The 16,904-nt window shown below is 64.9% G+C and carries 10 protein-coding genes; 3 read left to right on the forward strand and 7 right to left on the reverse strand.

Features of this window, described 5'->3' with window-relative positions; translation table 11 throughout:
- Window positions 1-25: 25 nt before the first annotated feature.
- The 7 genes from FIV42_RS30045 to FIV42_RS07335 form a co-directional block, all read right to left on the reverse strand.
- Window positions 26-2,605, reverse strand: coding sequence for a hypothetical protein (locus FIV42_RS30045; protein WP_168210483.1), 2,580 nt, complete (start codon window positions 2,603-2,605; stop codon window positions 26-28).
- Between the two features lie 97 nt (window positions 2,606-2,702).
- Window positions 2,703-3,428, reverse strand: a complete 726-nt coding sequence (locus FIV42_RS07310) for an extensin family protein (RefSeq protein ID WP_141197038.1) — start codon at window positions 3,426-3,428, stop codon at window positions 2,703-2,705.
- 43 nt (window positions 3,429-3,471) lie between these two features.
- Window positions 3,472-4,989 (reverse strand): ATP-binding cassette domain-containing protein, encoded by a 1,518-nt coding sequence (locus FIV42_RS07315; protein ID WP_141197039.1) that lies wholly within the window; start codon window positions 4,987-4,989, stop codon window positions 3,472-3,474.
- A 175-nt stretch (window positions 4,990-5,164) separates the two neighbouring features.
- Window positions 5,165-6,964 carry a glycoside hydrolase family 15 protein gene (locus tag FIV42_RS07320; RefSeq protein WP_141197040.1) on the reverse strand — a complete coding sequence of 600 codons (1,800 nt, stop codon included), beginning with the start codon at window positions 6,962-6,964 and terminating at the stop codon, window positions 5,165-5,167.
- Window positions 6,965-7,467: 503 nt separating this feature from the next.
- A complete protein-coding gene (locus tag FIV42_RS07325) occupies window positions 7,468-10,479 on the reverse strand; it encodes a serine/threonine-protein kinase (protein WP_141197041.1) in 3,012 nt (1,003 codons plus the stop codon).
- 24 nt (window positions 10,480-10,503) lie between these two features.
- Window positions 10,504-10,806, reverse strand: a complete 303-nt coding sequence (locus tag FIV42_RS07330) for a hypothetical protein (protein WP_141197042.1) — start codon at window positions 10,804-10,806, stop codon at window positions 10,504-10,506.
- A 164-nt stretch (window positions 10,807-10,970) separates the two neighbouring features.
- Window positions 10,971-12,128 (reverse strand): hypothetical protein, encoded by a 1,158-nt coding sequence (locus FIV42_RS07335; protein WP_141197043.1) that lies wholly within the window; start codon window positions 12,126-12,128, stop codon window positions 10,971-10,973.
- A 209-nt stretch (window positions 12,129-12,337) separates the two neighbouring features.
- Here FIV42_RS07335 and FIV42_RS07340 point away from each other — a divergent pair, with 209 nt between their 5' ends.
- The 3 genes from FIV42_RS07340 to FIV42_RS07355 all read left to right on the forward strand — a co-directional run bounded on the left by FIV42_RS07340 (window position 12,338) and on the right by FIV42_RS07355 (window position 16,885).
- On the forward strand, window positions 12,338-12,826 hold the full coding sequence (locus FIV42_RS07340) for a glutathione peroxidase (protein ID WP_141197044.1): 489 nt from the start codon (window positions 12,338-12,340) through the stop codon (window positions 12,824-12,826).
- 180 nt (window positions 12,827-13,006) lie between these two features.
- The gene (locus FIV42_RS07350; protein WP_168210484.1) at window positions 13,007-15,103 is read left to right on the forward strand and encodes a CBM96 family carbohydrate-binding protein; all 2,097 of its coding nucleotides are present in this window, start codon (window positions 13,007-13,009) and stop codon (window positions 15,101-15,103) included.
- A gap of 225 nt (window positions 15,104-15,328) precedes the next feature.
- On the forward strand, window positions 15,329-16,885 hold the full coding sequence (locus tag FIV42_RS07355) for an FMN-binding glutamate synthase family protein (RefSeq protein ID WP_141197047.1): 1,557 nt from the start codon (window positions 15,329-15,331) through the stop codon (window positions 16,883-16,885).
- Window positions 16,886-16,904: the final 19 nt, after the last annotated feature.

Here is a 16,904-nt window from a genome sequence, read left to right on the forward strand (position 1 = left end):
CACGCCGACGAGTCAACTCACGGCGTCAATGACACTGCCAGAACGCGGTGTCTGCAAAGACGTACATGATTCCGCAATCGCCCAGGTTCATGTAGACGAAGCCCTCGTCGAACTGCAGCACGAAGTTGCCGAAATACTCCTCGCCCTGCAGCCAAAGCGGTCCGCCACCGCCGCCCCAGGCATTCGTCGAGTAGATGGCGTCGCGTACGCGCCGCAAGTCGGCGTCTCCGTCGTAAGGGACGGTAAAGGCGGCGAAGGGCACCTCGACTTCGTGAATCGCAAAGCCGCGCGCCGACTCGTCGCCAACCGGCAACTCACCTTCGAATTCACCCGCCGCGTCACGCCCCACCGCCACGACTTGCGTGTCATCGTTATGCGCCGTCCACGCCTCGTTGTAGCCCGGACTGCGAACGTACAGCGACAGCGCACGCACCTCTTCGTTGAAGGCCGAGGCCAGCTTCGGCACCGTATCCAAGTCGAGGGTGAGCATATGCTGCATGGGGCTGTCGGCGTCGTCGTTCTTGAGCGGCCAAGTCTCCGCCGTTACGCCGAATGGCCGCCCGCCGATGCGGTTGAGCGTGTCTCCCTCCGGCTCCTCGTCGAGCCGCTCGAACACGTAGATGGTCGTCGGCGTCTCGTCGGGGTGCGCCTCGAAGGCCGCCTTGGCCAGCCGGCGAATCTTGTCGGCGGGCCCGCTGTCGGCAGCCGTAGTCCCGCCCGCTTCGGCGAGGAGCGTCTCGTAGGTCTCGTCCCCCAGATGGCGCTTGATGGCGTTGTGAAACTCGGGCGAATCACTCGCCGCCAGCGCCGGGCCGAGGTACGGGCGAATCTCGTCGCGCAGCTCGTTCAACAGCGGGCTGACCCAGTTGTAGTCGTCACTCGGCGGCAGTCCGTTTCGCCCGATGAGCCCGAACGCCTGATCGAAGAGCTCGTCATGCGGTAACGCCTTCAGCGCCGCCAGCGCGCGATGCCAGTTGACGTCTTTGGCGAAGTCCTCGCTGACCCGTGCGATGGCGCGCTCTTGGGGCATATTGGCCAAGGCCGCGCGATAGTCTTCGGCGACATAATATCCCAAGTCGTGCTCGCGCACGCCCTCTTCGTCCTCAAAATCGACCAGCGATACGAACCGGTCGTAATCCGCGTCCTGGGCTTCGTCGGCGTCGGCGAGGATCGCCATGACCGCGCGCCGATACGCGTCACGCGCCGGGGCTTGGTCGCTCGCATCGAACGCCTCGGCGATGGGCGCGAGCGCGTCCGGGCCGAGCATCGCCAGGCCGAAGGCGACCTTGTTCATCGAGCCAAAACTCGAGTAATTGCCTCCGGCGATGACATCGACGGTCTCGAAGGCCCTTTGGCGAAGCTTCGCGTTATCGGGGTAAGCCTTCAGCGCCGGAAACGCCTCGTTCTTTCCGTAGTCGCTATCGAAAGCCTCGAAAAAACGCTGCACCGATTGGTCTTCGTCGAAGGCGTGCAGCGCCTCGATGAGCTTCGGCAGGCTCGGATACCCGTCGCGCTTGGTGGGGTTGTCCAGCGTCTTGAAGGCGATCAACTCCAGCGCCTCCTCGGGGGCGTCCTCGCCGCGCGCGATGGCCGCGTGCACCGCCGCGATGGCCGCGAATTCGGCCTGCGCCGTGCGATTCTTCTCGGCGAGGTCTTTGGCCACTTGCATCAGGTCGGCCGGAGCGTCGTCGCGCGCTGCCACGAGGTCCCAAGCGCGCACGCGGTCTGCGTTATAGACGCTTACCTCCGAGATAAGCCACTCGAGCTGCTCGAGATCGGCGATCGACCACGCCTCGAGGGTTTTGTGGAAGCTCGGGGCGTAGTCATCCATGAAGACCGCATCGAGCACGGCCTGCGCCCATTGCTCCTCATCGATAAAGTTCGACAGAAAGCGCCGCTTCGCCTCGGGACCGTGGCCGTCCTGCCGGCCGATCTCGAGCTTGGTCAGCTCCCCGTCGACCACATCCCAGGCGTACCAGGGAAGGCTCTTCCACACGTGGGTCGTCGCCAGCGACTCGGCGGTCTCCTCGGGCAACTCGTCGCGCGAGATCTTGCCGAAGCGACGGCGCACCAACTGCAGGCCCTTTTGCACCTCGGGAGCGAACTCCCCAGCGCGCGCCTCGACCACCTCGGCGTCGGCCGCGTACGCGTGCATCGCCATGGTGTCGAGCGCCTCGGGCCAAAACGACACGAGCCTCGGCGACTCGTACGCCGGCTGCTCGTAGCCGCCGTCGTAGTAATCGTCGTAGCCGTCCTCGTAATAATCGTCGTAGTAGGCGTCTTCGTCGCCCGGCTCGTCGGCCGTCGCCGACGCGTCGACCTGCTCGTCGTAGTGCTCGACGTGCGCCAAAAAGTCGACCAGATCTTCGGTGGAAGCGACCTGCAAGCCCTCCTCGCCGGCCAACTCGCTCCAGATCGCCGGGTCGTTCCACGCGTCGTAGTGACCCTGACGAATCATCTCCCAAAGCGCCGCCTTGCGCTCGCCCCACCCCACTCCAAACTCTTCGAGGACGTTCATCTTTGCGTAGCCGTCGCGTTCCTTCTTGATTTTGCGAACGGCAGCTTCGACACGGTCGGGTTCGATTCCGAAGATCGCTTCACTCACGGTAAGCTCCTGGGGATTTGAGACAGGATGTATGGAGACGGTGCCCGCAAGTTAAAGCGACCGTGTTACTCGTTGTCAACAGCCCGGTTGTCTGCACTTAGATGCGGAAGAAGAACTGCGGGCCGAAATCGAAGTGAAAGAACGTGTCGTGGCCGCCGTAGGCCGGCCCGAGCATGGTGCTAAAGGGGCCGCGCTCCTTGAGTTCGTCGGCCAGAAGGCGCAGGAACAGCGCGTGTTTGGCCTCGAAACCCTCGGTGGCGTCCCAGTGGTCTTCGAGGCGAATGGAGAATGCGGTGGCGATGCGCGCCACCTTTTCGCCGCCCTCCTCGCCGCCCTCCCCAGTGGCCTCGAAGTCGAACCCGGCGACGTCGATCGCGTGGCCGAAGGCGTGCTCGCTGAGCTTTTTTCCGCGGTTGCCGACGGTTCTGCAGGTGTGGCCGCCGGCGTGGACGATGCGCGCCGGCGGGCGGCCGTAGACCAGGGTCGCCAGCTCGCCGACCATCTTTTCGAAGCGTATCAGCCGCTTGCGAAAGTCCTTGTTCACCTCGATGGGGCGATTGTAAGGAATCACCTCGCCGGAGTACTCGACCAGCTCGATCTCCGGACACTCGACGTCCCCGTCGACCTCGCGCGGCAGGTCGTGCAGCGGGTAGTCGCGGTCGCCGAGCTCGCGGGCTCGCGCCCTCGCCTCAAGCTCTGCGGTCGTAGGCTGACTCTTGGTTGCCTTGTCGTGCTCCCCGTCGGCAAAGGTGGCCGGCGGCGCCATCACCAATCCCACGAAGCTCAGCAAAGCGATGACAATCAAGCGATAATTCGGGCACATAACGTCTCCTCCGGAGCGAGACTCCCTCGGATAATAATTCGTCTCACAGACTACCGGTGTGTGAGCCGAGATACAAAAGATCTCGGTCCTCGATTGTCCATCGCTCGTCTGTCACGGCGCGGGCGAAGGCCTCGTCGTGCGACACCAGCAACAGTGCCCCCTCGAATTGTGCCAGGGCAGCCTCGAGGCGCTCGATCGAATCGATGTCGAGGTGATTGGTGGGCTCGTCGAGCACGGCGAGCGCGCACTCTTGGCCGAGGCCGCGGGCGAGCATGAGCTTGCGCGCTTCTCCGGGCGAGAGCGTCGTGCCTCCGAGAAGCCTGTCCGGGTCGACACCGAGCGCGTCGACACGCTGCATGACCTCGCCCAGCCTGTTGTGGGGCAGCGCTCGAACGTCGTCGAGCAGCGCCCTAGCCTCGGCTCCATCGAGGTGCTGGGGCAAGTAGAGCACCTCGGCCGCCGCCAACCCATCTGCGGCGAGCAGGCTTCGGATCAGCGTCGTTTTGCCGCTGCCGTTGGGAGCGTCGAGCCAGACGCGCTGGCCGCGCACGAGGACAAAGTCGAGCGCGTCGAAGACCGTGACGGCGCCAAATCCGACCTTCCCGCACGCACATCGCACGACCACCGACTTGCGACTGGAGGCCGACTCCACACGAAGTACGCCGCCGCGCTCGTCCGCCCATTCGTGCTCCTCCAACCGCGCCTTCACCTGCGCAAGGCGCGAGCCCGTCGCCCCCGCGTCGCCCGAAAGCGAAGCGGCTGCCCGCGTCGCCCTTCTTTTGCGGGCCATGCTACGCGCGTCCGAGTCCCGGATCCCCTGGGAGCGACTGCTCGTCGAGCGGGACGTCTCGGCACGGCTGGCCCGGGCGCGCTGCTCGGCGAGTTGACCTTCGAGCTTCTTTCGCCGGCGTTGCAAAGACTCGAACTCGGCCTGACGCCGCGCGAACTCCTCGTCGCGCACTTCTCGAGCCCGGGTAAAGCCACCTTCGTAGCTATCCAAGCGACCACGATCGAGCCACAACACCTGCTCGCATATCCGATCGAGAAATGCGCGATCGTGAGAGACGACCAGCCCCACACCATCGAACTGCTCGAGCGCCCCGACGAGCACCGCCTTGCCAGCCCGATCGAGGTGGTTGGTCGGCTCGTCGAGCAAGGCCAATTGCGGGCGCTCCACGAGCGCCGCCGCGATCTGCCATCGCTTGCGAATGCCCGGCGAGAGCTCGTCCCATCGGTAAAAGTCCTCGGGGTCGAGCTCCAGAAGCGACATCCATCGCATCGCCTCCCCCGTCCAACTCGTGGCAAACCGCTCGATCTGGTCGGTCGACGCGTCGACACGCTGCGGACACCACGCCACGGTCGCCCCCGCGGGCTCGATATGCAGGGTACCGGCCGTCGGTGTAAGCCGCCCGCGAATCAGGTCGAGCAACGTGCTTTTGCCGACTCCGTTGGGGCCCACCAAACCGGTCCATCCGCCGGTGAGATGAAAATGGAGGTCTTCGAACAGGTCAGAGCGACCTTCATAAGCGAACCCGAGGCTCGCCGCGCGCAGAGTTATCATCACAACTATCCCGTCAATGAGTGACGTTGCAGGGCTTTGGGATTAGTTGTGCAACTCCATGAGACGCTCTTGGTTGGGGGAAGGTTCGGAGCCGGCCGCCTGAAGCGCAGCGAACTCCAGACGCAAGCCTAACGCGGCGCGCACGAAAGTCAATCGAGGACACGACTCCCCGACGCTACGTCGCCAGGCGATGGGCGGCGTCGATGAGCGCCAGGTGCGAGAACCCCTGCGGAAAGTTGCCCAGAAAATCGACGTCGCCGCAGGTGACCTCCTCGGCGAGCAGGCCGAGGTCGTTGGTGCGCTCGACGAGATCGCCGAAGAGTTCGCGCGCTTCGTCTCGACGGCCGCAGGTCGCCAGCGCCGACACGAGCCAGAAACTACACAGCACAAACGCGCCCTCCTCTCCGGGCAAGCCGTCGGAGGTGCGGTACCGCTGCACGAGCCCCTGCTCCATCAGCTCGTCTTGGATGCAGTCGATCGTCGAATGCACGCGCGGATCGTCCGGCTCGAGAAAGCCCACCAATGGGATGAGCAGCGTGCTGGCGTCGAGCGCGTCGCCGTCGAAGGTCTGGGTGAACGCCCCCATCTCGGCGTTGAACCCGCGCTCCTCGATCGCCTCGCGAATCTCCTGGCGAGCGTCTCGCCATTTGTCGACGTTCCCGTCGAGCCAGCCGCGCTCGTTCAGCCGCAGCGCACGGTCGAGGGCCACCCAGCACATCAGCTTCGAGTGAACGAGGTGGCGAGGCTCGCTGCGCATCTCCCAAATGCCGTGGTCGGGCTCGTGCCAGCGCTCGGCGGCCTGGTCGGCCAACAAGCCGAGCACCGGCTTGAGGTCCGGGTGAGGCTCGCGCATCTCCGTCTGGCAGATATAACCCGCGTCGAGAATCTGGCCGAAGCGGTCGAGCTGGAGTTGGTCGACCGCGGAGTTTCCGATGCGCACCGGTTGCGAGCCTTCGTAGCCCTCCAGGTGATCCAAACACTGCTCGGGAAGCTCGGTGGTGCCGTCGACGCGGTAGATATTCTGCATCTGGTTTTCCCCAGACAGGCACAAGTCTTCGAGCCAATCCCAAAAGGCCATCGCCTCGTCGTGGTAACCCAGGTGCTGCAACGACTCGAGGATGAGCCCCGCGTCGCGCAACCAGACGTACCGGTAGTCCCAGTTACGTACACCGCCGATCTCTTCGGGCAGCGAGGTCGTGGGGGCTGCGATCACAGCCCCGGTGGGCGCGTAGGTCAACAACTTGAGCACAAGCGCGCTGCGCCTGACAGCCCCGGCGCAGGGACCTTCGTAGGCGCACTTGTCCATCCACCCACGCCAATAATCGACAGTCTCATCGAGCCGGCGACGCGCCTCCGCACCACCGAAAGGTTGGGGACGGTTCGTCTCGTCACTGTAAGCGACGCTCACCCAGACCTCGTCGCCCTCCCCCACCACGCACCGGGCGCGAAGCTTGCCGGCCGCGGCCTCTTCGAAGTTCACCGAGCCGTCCACGACGACCGATTCATCGGCGGCCGTCAACATGATGCCGTCCGCGCGACGCTCGACCTGCGCCGCTGTCCGCCCCCAATCGAAGGTCGGCGCGATAAGAACGTCGACTTCGACGCGGCCCCGCACGCCCTCCAAGCGCCGAACAATTCGGCGACAATCGTCCTCGCCGCCCTGCTCCTCAGGCGCATGAACGGGCATGAAGTCGGTGAGCACGACCTCGCCGGCTTCGGTGGTAAACCGCGTCTCGAGGACATTAGTCCCGTCGACGTATCGGCGCGTCGTCGAGTAGGAATCACAGGGCTGGACGCAAAAGAAGCCGCCGTCATCGGCGTCGAGCAGTCGATGAAAAACGGGAGAGCTGTCGAAGCGCGGCCAACAGCACCAGTCGATGGAGCCGTCGGCGGCAACCAGGGCGGCCGACTTCATGTCTCCGATGATCCCGTACTCGGTGATCGGGCAGTAACGGCGCGATCGAGCGGACGTCATAAGGCAACCTGGCTCGAGAAGAGTGGGTGTCGATGTAAAGCTTGCCCCCAGCCCAGCGTCTTCAACCCGCCCACCTGCCGACACATGAAGGTATCAGACTCATGATGGTATCAGACACCGTGTCGATCTGGCTGGCCATGTCACAAAGCAGCTAAACATTCGACACCAGCGTGTCGATGTGCTTGACGGCAGCAACTTACTCACATGCAACTGTGAGAAACTGTGAGTTGGGAACCAACGCAGTCTTCACTAGGGTCCAACTCGTCAACCAAACTGGCTGCGCGGCCGACTCTGTACGAGGTGGCGTAGCCGACTACATACCCCAAACCCTATCGCATCTGGCCCATCCCCTCTCTTGCCAGACTTTGCACACCCCCATGCCGGCGGCGCTCGGAGTCAAGCGCGGCCGGCTCTTTTCTTTCTTGGAAAAGAACCCATCCTGTAGGCCTTATCAGCCCGCAACCATAACGGTGACTCGAAGGGGGAATCGACCGGAGGAGGGTTCAGCGGTGCGCCTCGGCCGCAGCCAGCGCCTCGGCGACGCTGATCACCTCGAGGCGCTTGTCTCGGTGCTCTTCGGGCACGGCCGCGGCCAACTCGCGCAGCTTGTCGCCCCAGTCGCGGCGGCCGGCGGGGGCGGCGTCGAGCAACAGCCCCAAGATCTGGATGGCGATGCGGGGCGCCGAGCAGCTGTGGGCAAACCGGGCGAGCTTGTCGGCTTCGAAGGGATCGGCCTCCTCGCCGCATCGCAGGGCGAGGGCGCGCATTAGCGCGTCACCGCGTCGGTTGCCCGCGTGCTCGAAGCCCGTATAGGCCTCACGCGCGAACTCGAAGGCCCGGGCTTCGTCGCCCTGTCGGAACGCGGCGGCGGCGTCGACCATGTCGAGCAGGCCACACAGGTCCGGGGAGCCGAGCATATCGAACGCCTCGTGGAGCCCGTCGGCCGGCTCCAGCGGCAAACCGAGCCGGTAGCGAAGGCTGCGCAACAGGTAATGGCACCACGCCTGGTCTCGGTGGCGGTGCAGCCTCTCAGAGCGGGCGAGCGCAGCCTCGGCATGTTCGAGCGCGGCCTCATACTCCAGACCATCCATCAATGCGATCACCGCGCTGATAATCGAGGCGAGCTTGGCCGATGGCCGCTCCTTGATGCGCGCGGCGCGCAGGTGCAAATCGGAAGCCCTGGCATAGTCGCCCCTGTAATAGGCCAGGCTCGCCTGCCAACCGGTCAAGCTCCCACGGGCTTCGCGCCCGGGCTTCTCACGCGTCACCCACGCCTCGATCTCGTCGAGGACCTGCGCGGACAGCTCCAGCGAACACCGGATGGCCACGCGTGCGCGGTACATCTGACGGCGAAGCTCCAAACCGTTGTCGCCAAACGCCGGCAACGCGTCGAGCTCGTCGAGCACGCTGCGGTCGGGGCGCTGAGAAGCCACGCGGGCGACCTCGACGAGGGCCTGCAGGCGTTCCAAGCCAGGCACCCCCCGATCGATGGCGCGGTCGATGGCGTACAGCAACTCCTCGATGCGCGGGGTCTCCTCGGAGGCCAGCGCCGCCTTCGTCCAGTCGGCGAACAATACGTAGGCGGCGTCCGCATCGTTGCTGCCCTGACAGGCGCTCATAGCCTCGCGAAGCGCGGCGATGGCCAGGCCGGTCTCGCCGCGGCGGTCGTGATAGGCGGCAGCCGCGCGGCCCTCGGCGACGACCTCGGCGTCCTCGCCGGCGCGAAGCAAGTGCAGCAGTCGGCCGGGGGTGCCGGGCTTCAGCCCCTGGGCCAGCCGTCGGTGCATATTCTCGACCCTCGCCTGCGACAGGGGGCTGGCCGCCAGCGCGTCGATCTTGATGACGATCCTGCCGTCGTCGGTCCGCGAGGCCACGCCACGCTCGACGAGTTCGTCGAGCTGGGCCTCGACCGACGCCAGCGACCGCTTCATCAACGGCGCGAGGTGCTCGGCCCGCGCGTGGGACCCGGCGAGCTGACACCAGACGGCCAAGGTCTGCAGTTGGGGCTCGCCGTCGAAGATGCCCATCGAGGAGGAGGCCGGCTGCAGCTGGAAGCCGCGGCGCAAACGCTCGAGCTGTTGGGCGGGCACGACGACCCGCTCACCGCGAAAATGCGCCAGGCCGTGGCGTACCCACAGGTTGATCTGGCGCACGATCGTGCGGGGCACCCCGCCGGTGCGAAGCCACAACTGACGAGCCGCCTCGCTGCGAAGCCGAAAGATCGGCTCGGGCCCGTCGAAGAGCTCGGTGAGCTGCTCTATCGACAGCGCCTGCAGCTCCAAGCCTCCCTCGACGGGCTCGTGCCGGGCGAAGATGAGCCCGCCTCGATGGCGCTCTCCCTCGAGAAGCTGTCGACTCGCCTCGTCGAGCTGCTCGAAGTTGTCGGCGACGAGGAGCTTGCCCTCATCGAGCGCGGCCGCGAGCGCCTGGCGAAGCTGCTCACGGTCGCCCCGCCCCCGGTCGTCTTGGCGCACCAGCGGCGTCAGGCTGTCGAAAGGGGCTTCCGCGGCGATCAACGAGATGACCCGGTGGCCGCGTTGACGCAGCACCCGCGACACCTCGTCGAGGCAGCGACTCTTGCCCATGCCGCGCTGGCCGGCGATATCGACCGACTCACCGCGCTCGATGGCGGCGACGGCTCGGCCGACGACGTCGTGCGGGTCGAGATACAACGGTCGGTGCGGGGTCAGCGAGACCGGTTGGTCGCTGTCGAGCGCGGCGACCAGCTCGCCCAGGTACTGCACGCGCCGATCGGCGGCCGTCGACAGAAGCCCTTCGACCGCCTGCGCGAGCTTCGGCGACAAGCCGAAGGCCTCGGCGTCGATGCGCGGGGGCGGCCCTTTGACCCGCGCGCTGACTAGTTTGGACAGCGAGTCCGTCGGGTGCGGGAACGAGTCCGTCAGGACCTGATAGAGCATCACCCCGAGCGCGTAATAGTCGGAGTGGAAGGTCGCCGGACGCCCGCGCAGCTGCTCGGGGGCCATGTAGGCAGGCGTGCCCTGAGTGCGCGAGAGCTGCTCCTCGCAGCTCAGGCCCGACACCCAACTGCCGGTGCCGAAATCGAGCAGGGTGACCCGCCCGTCGGCGTCGACCAGCACATTTTGCGGCTTGAGATCGCCGTGCACGATCCCGGCGCCGTGCACGCAGGTGAGCAGCTCGATCAACGAGATGATGATGGTGTTTCGGTTGGCGTCCCAATGCTCGGCGGGCCCGGGAAATGGCACCCCGGAGGCAAAGGGCATGACCAGATAAGGTCCGTCGGCGTCGCGCCCCTCATCGAGCAGGCGCACGACGCCGGGAAGGTTGAGCCGGCGCAACACCGCCGCCTCTCGCCAAGCGCGCGTGGCGCGCATCCCGGCGTCGGCGTCGAAGACTTTGACGGCCACTTCGTTTCCGGTGACCGCGTCAGTGGCCCGATAGACCACGCCAAACGCGCCGGAGCCGACTCGCTCGCGGATCTCGTAGCGCCCCCCAATGCGCCAACTCGATCCCAGTAACGATGTGTCGGCACTCATGGCCAAGCCTTTCGCGACAAATGCTTAGTGCCAAGACTGGTAGGTCTCGCTGACCTGCCAAGAGGTGGTGTTCTCGCCCAGCTCACCGTTCTGCATGACCCACTCGTAAAACTCTTCGGAGTTGTTCACTTCGGACATCTGGTGAGGCGAAAAGGTCACGTCCGGGCCGTAGGGCAACGGAAACGGAATTCCGTCTTTCAACACAAAATAGGCGCTCTGCTCACCGCCACCGCCCTCGTACCACGCAAACCCGACGCGCTGGTCACCCGACCCGTCGTTCAGACGAAGCTCGTACGGACCCGAATCGATTTCTTTCAACGTTCCCATCACCATACAACACCTCAACAATCAGAAATAAAATGACACACTCCCCCAACCGCATTTGGTTGCAGATGGTGTTTCACGCGGCGACCGCCCTTTCGCACGGGGAGTGGTCCGACAGGGTACGCGGTGGGTCTGCCGGCGTAAAGAAAATCCAAAAATGAAGGCGATCAAATCGTGGCGACCTCGGCCAGCACGTCGGCGGGGGCGCGGCTGAGCGGGTGGGTGAAGAGTGCAAGATCTTGCTGGCGGGTGCGGAACAGATCGACGATGAAGTTCATGCGGTCGCTCAGCTCGGTCCAGTCGACCGCCGCGCTCCCGTCGGTGGTGTCGTGAGTGCGATCCCAGTTCAGCAGCGCCTCGAGACGAGCGCGAAACTCGGCCGATGGCTCGTCGAAACGCGCCAGGTGGGACGGATAGGCCGCGGTGGGCGAACTCCACGGGACATCGTCGCTGATGTCGAGCTCCTCGTCGCCCACATCGAGCGACATGAGCAGTTGGGTGCCCATCACCTGCGTCAATCGTCCCTCGATCAACGCCGCGCGGGCGAGTCGATAGGCGTGTCTGCGGTGAGCGTCGGTCTGGCGGCCCAGCCGGCGCCCGACGGTGTCTTGCAGCCAGCACCCGGCTCCCCACAGGCGCACCAACGGCGTCGCCATCGCTCTCCAGACGCGGTTGATCCCCTCGAGCTCGAGCAACGCGTCGAGCATGCAGTCGATGCGGGTCTGCTCCTGCAAGCCCACAAAGCAGTTGGCCACGTAGATTCGCTCGGCGCGGGCGTCCGGACAGGCGGCATACGCCGCCAAGAAGTACTCGCTGAACGCCCAGATCATCGCCTGCTGCCCGTCGGGATGCTCGTCGACCGACCGAGGGTCGAGGTCGAGCGCGTCTTGCAGATACGCCGGGACCTCGCCGGGCGCGTCTTCGGCGAGCTTGTGGTGCTCCTGTTGCGCCGCCGTGTCGGCGGGCTCCATCAACGCGAGAAAGGCCGAGAAGACCGGCGCGATATCCATGAAGATGAGCCCGTTCCCCCGACCCAAGAGCGCGGTAATTCGCTCGCCGAATCGGGGCGTGAGCGCGAGCCAGCCCATCCCGTCGTGGCGCATCATTTCGCCGGCCTGCGCCGACGCCCACGCTCCGAAGCCGGGCCACACCAAGTTCTGGCGCCCCAGCAACTCGGCCATGCGCATCGACAATCGCCAGTAGTTGTGTGTGATGAGATAATTGCGAAAGATCGGATCGCTCAGCTCCCCGATCTGCTCCCACGAAGCGTCCCTCGAAAAGCGCTCCAATTGGTCCACAATGCCATTCGACTCGCCGCCGAACATGATGGCCTCCTCGCCCAGATTTGGTCGAAACCGCCGGGGAGAATCCCAACCGAACACGTCGGTGTCAACATCACCGAATGTCCGCAAACGTTGCCCCCATGGACACGGCTCGACGAGTCCATTAGTGGAAAGTGTCACAAACGCGCTCGACGCCGCATCCCAACGAATAGCCAACTCCTGTGCCGCTCCTCCAACCCACGGAAACGACTATGGCAAAGCTCGACTACACGACCACCATCACGACCATCGACGGCGAAGAGAAGACCCTCGAGGAGTACGAAGGTAAGGTCTTGCTTATCGTCAACACCGCCAGCGAGTGTGGATTCACGCCGCAATTCGACGGGCTCGAAGCGCTGTGGCAAAATTTCGGCGACGAGGGGTTGGTGGTGCTCGGCTTTCCTTGCAACCAATTTGGCAAGCAGGACCCCGGCAGTAACGATGAGATCGCCGACTTTTGCCGGGTCAACTACGGGGTCACCTTCCCGATGCACGAGCGCATCGAGGTCAACGGCTCGAATACCCACCCGCTCTTCGAACAACTCAAGAAGGCCGCGCGCGGCCTGCTCAACACGAGCGCTATCAAGTGGAATTTCACCAAGTTTTTGGTCGCCAAAGATGGCACGATTCTCGAGCGCTATGCCCCCAAGACGAAACCCGAAGATCTCGAGGCCGATATCGCCGAGCAGTTGCGCGGCTAAGGACACGCAGCACAATCATAAAAATCCCATTAATAATTGACAGATCAACTAGGTACGGCTACTTTCCGCACGCTTAGTTGTCTCGCATAGGTCACACCTGCGACGACAAACCAACTAACTTGCGACGACATATGTCGCGCTTTGCGCGCCCCCTGGGGGGCTTTTGGAGGAGTAACACGAATGAACTGGTTCAAGTGGAAGAGCGTGCTGATCTGCACCATGCTTGTATGGGCAGTCGGCTGTACGGAGTCGAACACGGGCGAGCAACCACTCGTCGACGCTGGAAGCGACGTGGGCGAAGATATCGGAACCGACGCCGACGCCGGTACGGACACGGGCGAGGATGTCGGTGAGGACGTCGGTGAAGATGTCGGCGAAGACGTCGGTGAAGATGTCGGCGAGGACGTCGACGCCGCGCCCAGCTGTGTCGAGGACATGTGCGGGGTGTGCGACGACGACCCGACCAACGATTGTGTCCAGGATTGCAACGGCGATTGGGGCGGCAGCGCCACCGAAGACATGTGCGGCACCTGCGACGACGACCCCTCGAACGACTGCGTTCAGGACTGCGCGGGCACCTGGGGCGGCAGCGCTACGGCCGACAACTGCGGCGTGTGTGACGACGATCCGTCGAACGATTGCGTCGAAGACTGCGCGGGCACCTGGGGCGGCAGCGCCGTGGTCGACGACTGCGGTACCTGCGACGACGATCCGACCAACGACTGCGACTGCGCGGGCACGCCGGGCGGAAGCGCCACCGAAGACATGTGCGGCACCTGCGACGAAGATCCGAGCAACGACTGCGTTCAGGACTGCAACGGCGTGTGGGGCGGCGACGCCACGCTCGACGGCTGCGGCACCTGCGACAACGACCCGAGCAACGACTGCGTCAACGACTGCAACGGCGTGCCTGGCGGCCCGGCCGAGCTCGACATGTGCGGCACCTGCGACGACGATCCGTCGAACGACTGTGAGCAGGACTGCGCAGGCACCTGGGGCGGCAGCGCCGTCGAGGACATGTGCGGCACCTGCGACGACGACCCGAGCAACGACTGCGCCCAAGACTGCGCGGGCACCTGGGGCGGCAGCGCCGTCGAGGACATGTGCGGCACCTGCGACGACGACCCGAACAACGACTGCGTGCAGGACTGCAACGGCGACTGGGGCGGCAGCGCCACCACCGACGTGTGCGGACGCTGCGTGGACGGCAACACCGGCAAGACCGCATGCCCGACCGTCGAGCTGAGCCCGGTCGCCGACGCGACCCTCAAGTCGTCCGCCGGCGACACGAACTACGGCTCGGACACCTCGCTCGAGATCCGGCCCACCAGCTACAGCGACTCCGACGTGCTGATGCGCTTCGACCTGTCGAGCCTGCCCCAGGACATCGCCATTCAGGGCGTCCAACTGCAGGCGCTGGCTTATGACGGCTTCGCCTACGGCGGCGACGGCAACGTCTACACCCACTTCGTTGCCGACGACACTTGGGACGAGTCGACGGTGACTTGGAACAACCAGCCCACCGCCGACGCCACCCGCTCGGGTCACTGGTGGCTGTGGTACGGCTACAGCAACCCGACCGAGAAACTCGGTGTCAACGCCGACCCGGCGCTGGCGGCTATCGTCGAGCAAGAGTACGAAGGCGACGGCCTGCTCAGCGTGCTGCTCAGCTCGCCGGGCTACCGCACCTCGTACCGCTCGCGCGAGTACTCCGACTCGGCCAAGCATCCCAAGCTCGTGGTCGGCTACCTTCCTCTGACGACCGAGACCCTCGAGCCCAGCGCCGACGCCTGGGTCGACAGCTCTTCGACCAACCGCGGCAGCGAGCAGAGCCTGTACGTGCGCTCGAGCAACCGTGGCGAGGTCTACCTGCGCTTCGACCTGAGCGCGCTGCCTGCCGGCGCCCAGATCGTCGAGGCTCGCCTGACGATGATCGCCTACGACGGGTTCGCCTACGGCGGCGACGGCAATGTCTACACCCGCTTGGTCAGCGACGACTCGTGGACCGAAGGCGGCATCAACGGCACCAACAAGCCTGCAGCCGCCGCCGATAACCTGGGCTACTGGTGGTTGTGGTACAACCACAGCATGACCAACGAGCAGACCGGCTCGTTCAGCACCGTCGAGCTGCGCGACGCGGTGCAGACCGAATCCGAAGGCGACAGCCAAATCTCGGTGCGCCTGCACAGCTCCGGCTACGACACCACCTACTACTCTCGTGAGTATTCGGACGCCGCCAAGCGTCCCAAGCTCGAGCTGCAGTACGTCCTTCCCTGACCCAAAGCGCCCCGGGACCGAGGTTCCGGGGCGTTTTGACACGCAGCAGTCTCACGATCACTCAGACGACCGTCTGGGTGATTTTTTTTATCGCGCTTGCGGGGTTTCGGTGGGGGTGCGTGCAAAGCATGACGACTCACTGAAATATGTTACAGTGAACCGGTCCATCGATTCATTGCTACGTCGGATCGTGCGGTATCACTGCCGCCAAGGAAGTCATCGGGTATGGGAATTGGCACGTGGATCTTGATCGGCCTCGGCGGCTTCTTGCTGCTGGTGGCTCTGTACGACCTATTTCAACGAAAGCACGCCATCTTGCGCAACTTTCCGGTCATCGGACACTTGCGCTATATCCTCGAATCGGTCGGCCCGGAGCTTCGCCAGTACATCGTCACCGACAACGACTCCGAGCGGCCCTTCAACCGCGATGAGCGTCGCTGGGTCTACGCGTCGTCCAAAAAGCAGAACAATTATTTCGGGTTCGGCTCGGACAACAGCATCGACCTGCTGCCCAATTACCTGGTCATCAAGCACTCGGCGTTTCCGTTCGCCGGCCACGACCAGACCCACTGTGACCCGACGGTGGCGATCCCCTGCTCGAAGGTGTGGGGGGCGGCGCGCGGACGCGCCAAGGCGTTTCGGCCCGACACCACCGTCTACATCTCGGCGATGAGCTTCGGCTCGCTGAGCGCGGCGGCGGTCGAGTCCCTCAACAAAGGGGCGGCGATGGCCAAATGCCTGCACAACACCGGTGAAGGCTCCATTTCGAAGCACCACGACCACGGAGCCGACCTCGTCTGGCAGATCGGCACCGGCTATTTCGGCTGCCGCGACGCCCACGGCAACTTCTGCCTCGACGAGCTCCTCGAGCGCGTGGAGCGCTTTCCGGTGCGCGCCCTCGAGATCAAGCTGAGCCAAGGCGCCAAGCCCGGCCACGGCGGAGTGCTGCCCGCCGAGAAGATCACCCCTGAGATTGCCAAGATCCGCGGCATCCCCATGGGCAAAGACTGCCTGAGCCCCGCCGGTCACTCCGCCTTTTCGAATACCGACGAGCTGCTCGATTTCGTCGAGATGCTCGCCGACGCCACCGGCTTGCCGGTTGGCATCAAGTCGGCCGTCGGGGACCTGGGCTTTTGGGTCGAGCTGGCCGACATGATGCAAGACGGTGAGCGTGGGGTCGACTTTATCACCATCGACGGCGGCGAAGGCGGCACCGGCGCCGCCCCGTTGGCCTTCGCCGATCACGTCTCGTACCCCTTCAAGACCGCGTTTCCACGCGTGTATCGCATCTTCGCCGAGCGCGGGCTCGCCGACGACGTCGTCTTTGTGGGCTCGGGCAAGCTCGGCTTTCCGCAGACGGCGCTCTTCGCCTATGCGATGGGCTGCGACATGGTCGCCGTCGCCCGCGAGGCGATGCTGTCGATTGGCTGCATCCAAGCGCAGCGCTGCCACACCGGGCACTGCCCGGCGGGGGTGGCCACCCAGAACAAGTGGTTGATGCGCGGCCTCGACCCGACGCTCAAGTCGGCGCGCTTCGCCAACTACGTGGCGACTCTGCAGTCGGAGATCCTCGACCTGACCCATGCCTGCGGCCTGCCCCACCCTGCCCTGGTCACCCTCGACCACTTCGACGTGCTCGACGACAACTTCAGCGCCCACTCGGCGCGCGATGTCTTCAGCTACGAGCCGAGCTGGGGCCTTCCTCCCCGGCACGAACAAGAGCGGATCTGGCAAGAGGCCGGCCACACCACCGGCCTGGCCGAACGTAGCGCGGCGGAGTAAATCACGAGGTACGGTTTCC

It is taken from the genome of Persicimonas caeni, from assembly GCF_006517175.1.
In the GTDB taxonomy this organism is placed as follows: Bacteria; Myxococcota_A; Bradymonadia; order Bradymonadales; family Bradymonadaceae; genus Persicimonas; species Persicimonas caeni.

Bases quoted from the DNA above. Each gene is read 5' to 3' on its own strand.
- FIV42_RS07325 (WP_141197041.1), bottom strand. From the start codon at position 10,479: ATGAGTGCCGACACATCGTTACTGGGATCGAGTTGGCGCATTGGGGGG.
- FIV42_RS07350 (WP_168210484.1), top strand. From the start codon at position 13,007: ATGAACTGGTTCAAGTGGAAGAGCGTGCTGATCTGCACCATGCTTGTA.
- FIV42_RS07340 (WP_141197044.1), top strand. From the start codon at position 12,338: ATGGCAAAGCTCGACTACACGACCACCATCACGACCATCGACGGCGAA.
- FIV42_RS07335 (WP_141197043.1), bottom strand. From the start codon at position 12,128: ATGTTCGGCGGCGAGTCGAATGGCATTGTGGACCAATTGGAGCGCTTT.
- FIV42_RS07320 (WP_141197040.1), bottom strand. From the start codon at position 6,964: ATGACGTCCGCTCGATCGCGCCGTTACTGCCCGATCACCGAGTACGGG.
- FIV42_RS07355 (WP_141197047.1), top strand. From the start codon at position 15,329: ATGGGAATTGGCACGTGGATCTTGATCGGCCTCGGCGGCTTCTTGCTG.
- FIV42_RS07310 (WP_141197038.1), bottom strand. From the start codon at position 3,428: ATGTGCCCGAATTATCGCTTGATTGTCATCGCTTTGCTGAGCTTCGTG.
- FIV42_RS07330 (WP_141197042.1), bottom strand. From the start codon at position 10,806: ATGGGAACGTTGAAAGAAATCGATTCGGGTCCGTACGAGCTTCGTCTG.
- FIV42_RS07315 (WP_141197039.1), bottom strand. From the start codon at position 4,989: ATGATAACTCTGCGCGCGGCGAGCCTCGGGTTCGCTTATGAAGGTCGC.